This is a genomic window from Micrococcus sp. HMSC31B01 (genome assembly GCF_001816085.1).
Classification (GTDB): Bacteria; Actinomycetota; Actinomycetes; order Actinomycetales; family Micrococcaceae; genus Micrococcus; species Micrococcus luteus.
Genome location: NZ_KV824852.1, coordinates 1 through 3,682, shown reverse-complemented (window position 1 = coordinate 3,682; position 3,682 = coordinate 1). Strand labels below are relative to the sequence as shown.

Annotated in this window: 7 protein-coding genes; 5 read left to right on the top strand and 2 right to left on the bottom strand. The window is 76.3% G+C overall.

Going from position 1 to position 3,682, the window contains the following annotated elements; translation table 11 throughout:
• From HMPREF3105_RS00735 to HMPREF3105_RS00725, 3 genes are all read left to right on the top strand, one after another.
• The coding region (locus HMPREF3105_RS00735; RefSeq protein ID WP_371441089.1) for a sensor histidine kinase at positions 1–462 on the top strand (462 nt) is incomplete at its 5' end.
• A gap of 56 nt (positions 463–518) precedes the next feature.
• The gene (locus tag HMPREF3105_RS00730; RefSeq protein WP_036316208.1) at positions 519–1,211 is read left to right on the top strand and encodes a response regulator; all 693 of its coding nucleotides are present in this window, start codon (positions 519–521) and stop codon (positions 1,209–1,211) included.
• A 370-nt stretch (positions 1,212–1,581) separates the two neighbouring features.
• The gene (locus tag HMPREF3105_RS00725; RefSeq protein WP_020625619.1) at positions 1,582–1,848 is read left to right on the top strand and encodes a hypothetical protein; all 267 of its coding nucleotides are present in this window, start codon (positions 1,582–1,584) and stop codon (positions 1,846–1,848) included.
• A 13-nt stretch (positions 1,849–1,861) separates the two neighbouring features.
• On the opposite strand, the gene HMPREF3105_RS13420 is transcribed toward HMPREF3105_RS00725, so the two are convergent.
• A complete protein-coding gene (locus tag HMPREF3105_RS13420; RefSeq protein WP_223247482.1) occupies positions 1,862–2,056 on the bottom strand; it encodes a hypothetical protein in 195 nt (64 codons plus the stop codon).
• Positions 2,053–2,436, bottom strand: a complete 384-nt coding sequence (locus tag HMPREF3105_RS00720; protein WP_223247483.1) for a TetR/AcrR family transcriptional regulator — start codon at positions 2,434–2,436, stop codon at positions 2,053–2,055. Before HMPREF3105_RS00720 ends, HMPREF3105_RS13420 begins: the two co-directional genes overlap by 4 nt.
• Positions 2,437–2,601: 165 nt before the next feature.
• On the opposite strand from HMPREF3105_RS00720, the gene HMPREF3105_RS00715 reads away from it, so the two are divergent.
• Together HMPREF3105_RS00715 and HMPREF3105_RS00710 are read left to right on the top strand one after the other, a co-directional pair.
• Positions 2,602–3,444, top strand: a complete 843-nt coding sequence (locus HMPREF3105_RS00715) for an ABC transporter ATP-binding protein (RefSeq protein WP_070708539.1) — start codon at positions 2,602–2,604, stop codon at positions 3,442–3,444.
• Positions 3,445–3,446: 2 nt separating this feature from the next.
• Positions 3,447–3,682, top strand: a 236-nt coding sequence (locus tag HMPREF3105_RS00710) for a hypothetical protein (RefSeq protein WP_141762364.1), incomplete at its 3' end; no start/stop codon positions are given.

Sequence of the window (3,682 nt, the reverse complement as noted above, 5' to 3'; positions counted from 1 at the left end):
GCCGCCGACGTCGTCGCCTCCCCCGACGGCCGCGGCACCCGCCTGCCCCCGGGCCGCCGGCCCCAGCCGCGACTCGCGGACCTGCCCGCCCTCGTGGAGACGATGCGCCTGTCCGGGCTCGAGGTGTCCCTGCTGGAGACCGGCACACCCCGCCGCACGCTGCCGGCGGGTGGGGAGCTGGCGGCGTACCGGATCGTGCAGGAGGCGCTCACCAACACGCTGCGCCACGGCGGGCCGGACGCGGACGCCTTCGTCACGCTCGCCTGGACGGCGCACGGCCTGGACCTGCAGATCGACGACGACGGCTGCGGCGCCGCCGCCGACCCCGCCACCCGGGGCAGCGGCCAGGGTCTGCGGGGGGCCGCCGAGCGGACGGCCCTGTTCGGCGGGACGCTCGAGACGGGGCCGCGCGTCGGGGCCGGGTACCGCGTGTCCGCCCACCTGCCGTACTCGGCGGTGTGAGGGGTGGCCGCCCCCGTCTCGCCCGCTCACCCCGCCCGACTTGAGAGGATGACCCCATGAGCTCTGAGGAGACCGTCCCCGTCCGCGTGGCCCTGGTGGACGACCAGGCACTGATCCGCTCCGGGCTGGCCATGCTCGTGGACTCGCAGCCGGACCTGACGGTCGTGGCGGAGGCGGGCAGCGGGCGCGAGGCGGTGGCGTCGGTGTCCGTGGCGGGCGCCGACGTCGTGCTGATGGACGTGCGCATGCCGGAGATGGACGGCATCGAGGCCACCCGCGCGCTGCTGCGCCGGCCGGACGCCCCGCGCGTCGTGGTGCTGACCACCTTCGACCTGGACGAGTACGCCTTCGACGCGATCGAGGCGGGCGCCAGCGGCTTCCTGCTCAAGGACGCCCCGCCCGAGGAGCTGCTCGCCGCGATCCGCACGGTGCACCGGGGCGACGCCGTGATCGCCCCGTCCACGACGCGCCGGCTCCTGACGCACATGGCCCCGCGTCTGCGCTCGGACCAGGTCCGCAGCGCCGAGTGCGAGGAGCAGCAGGCGGCCGTGGCGTCGCTGACCCCGCGCGAGCACGAGGTGCTGGTGCTCATGGCGCAGGGCGCCGCGAATCTGGAGATCGCCGCCGAGCTCGTGCTCTCCGAGGCCACGGTGAAGACGCACGTCGGCCGGGTGCTGGCCAAGCTAGGCGCCCGCGACCGCGTGCAGGCCGTGCTCATCGCCCACCGCGCGGGCCTCGTGCAGTTCTGACCCGCCGTTCCGGCACGCCCTGCAGCCCCCGCCCTAGCCCCTGCCCCACCCCTCGTCGAGGCCCGCAGACACGCCGCTACGCCGTCGTCGTAGCGGCGTGTCTGCGGGCCTCAACGGCCGGCCTCGGCGGTCGGCCGGGGCGGTCGGCCGGGGCGGCGGGGCCCTTCCCTGAGCCACTCCCCAGGCGCCTGCCAGCACAATCACAGGTCATACCTGGGTATGAGTCGGACGCCCCGAGGTTCATCCTCATGGCCCTGCCGGTGCGCCCACCCCCTCCGCGATGCTGGACGCAGGCCCCGCAGCGGGTCCGCCGCCGGGGTGCACGCGCCGATGGCCGCCCCGGCCCGACGCGCACTGGAGGAGAGGCACCATGACCGGCAGCATCCTGGACCACCCCACCCCGACGACGTCCCGCGCCTCCGACCCAGCCGCCGAGCAGGCGCAGCGGGACAGTGAATGCGTGGCCTTCTTCGTGGCGCTGGTGACGGCCGCCGTCGTGATGCTGGGCCTGAGCCTGTTCACGGGGGTCGAGGGGCTGCTCCGCCTGGCGCTCACCGCGGGCGCCGGCCTGCTCGCCGGCGCCGTCGCGTGGGCCACCGCCCGCCCCGTCCTGGAGGACGACGCCCCGGGCGACTGACCCGGCCGCGCCCTCAGGGCCGCAGGCCGCGCAGGTACGTGTCCAGCAGCCAGCCCCGCTGGTCCGGGCCGTGGCCCAGCAGCGCGCACTCCGGCGACCGGGTGACCATGAGCAGGCCGAACAGGTAGTCCGCCCCGGTCACGTCCGGGCCCACGAGCCCGGCCCGCCGCGCCTCGGCCACCACCTGGTCCGCGAGCTCGAGGATCACACGCTCGGCCTCGGCGATGAGGGCCTCGGCGGCCGGTCGGCGGGGTCGAAGTCGTCCCGGGCCGCCGCGAGCGAGGCCAGGTTCACGGCCCCCAGGTCCTCCGCGAGCCTCCGCCACCGCGCCTCGGTCCCACCGCCGTGCCCGTCCCCGCCCACCCCGTCGAGGAAGGCCTGCAGGATCCCCCCGGTGCGGGCCACGACGTCCTCGAGCACGGCGTCCAGCAGATCCCGACGCGTGGGGAAGTGCCGGTACAGCGTCCCCACGCCGACCCCGGCCTCCTGCGCCACCCCGCGCAGGGACATCGCCGCCCCCTGGGTGGCGATGAGACGGCCGGCGGCCGCCAGCAGGTCCTGGCGGTTGGCGCGGGCGTCGGCTCTCATGTCCCCATCATCCCACTCCACCCCGCACCGCCCGGCGGCGGGGACCTGACGCCCTCGGGTCCACGCCTCGCCGGCCCGCCTCATCCCCGGGCATGACCCGCCGCCCGCGGAGGTGGTCCCCTCCTCCGATCCGCCCCGCCGGGTCCGCGCGGGAGAGTGGCCGCCATGGACACCTCTTCCCCCGCACACCCCTTCTCCCCCACGCCCCCCGGCCCCGTCGCGCCGGGGCCGGGCACGCCGTCGTCGTCCGCCACCACGACGACGGCGCCCGCCGTCTGCGCCCGCGGCCTCACCCGCGCCTACGGGCGCGGTGACGCGCAGGTGCACGCCCTGCGCGGGGTGGACGTGGACTTCGCCTCGGGCGCGTTCACCGCGATCATGGGGCCCTCGGGCTCGGGCAAGTCGACGCTCATGCACTGCCTGGCCGGGCTGGACGCGCCGACCTCGGGCTCCGTGAGGATCGGCGGCACCGAGATCACCGGGCTGGACGACACCGCCCTGACCCGGCTGCGTCGCGACCGCGTGGGCTTCGTGTTCCAGGCCTTCAACCTCGTGCCCACGCTCACGGCCGAACAGAACATCGTGCTGCCGCTCGAGCTGGCCGGCCGCACCCCGGACCGCGCCTGGCTGGACGAGATCACCCGGGCACTGGGCCTCGCGGACCGGCTGGGCCACCGCCCGCACGAGCTCTCGGGCGGTCAGCAGCAGCGCGTCGCCGTCGCCCGCGCCCTGCTCACCCGACCGGACGTCGTGTTCGGGGACGAGCCCACCGGCAACCTGGACACCGCCACCTCCACCGAGGTGCTCGGCCTGCTGCGCCGGTCCGCGCGGGAGATGGGCCAGACCGTCATCATGGTCACCCACGACCCCGTGGCCGCCTCCGCCGCCGACCGCGTCGTGCTGCTCGCGGACGGCCGCCTGGCCGGTGAGCTCGTGGACCCCACCGTCGAGTCCGTCACCGCGGCCCTGACCGCCCTGTCCGCCCCGGCCGAGGGCGGGGTGCGCTGACCGTGTGGACCGTCGCCCTCTCCCAGCTGCGCACCCAGCCGCGCCGCTACGTCTCCCTGGTGCTGGCCATCCTGATCGGCACCCTGTTCCTCGCGGCCTCCTTCCTCGTCTCCTCGACGGCGCAGGCCACCCTGCGCGCCACGCTCGGCAGCACCTACGCCGACGCCGACCTCGTGGTCCTGCCGGGCGGGTCCAAGGACATCTCCGACCTCGCCGGCACCTCCGCCGAGCCCGGCCC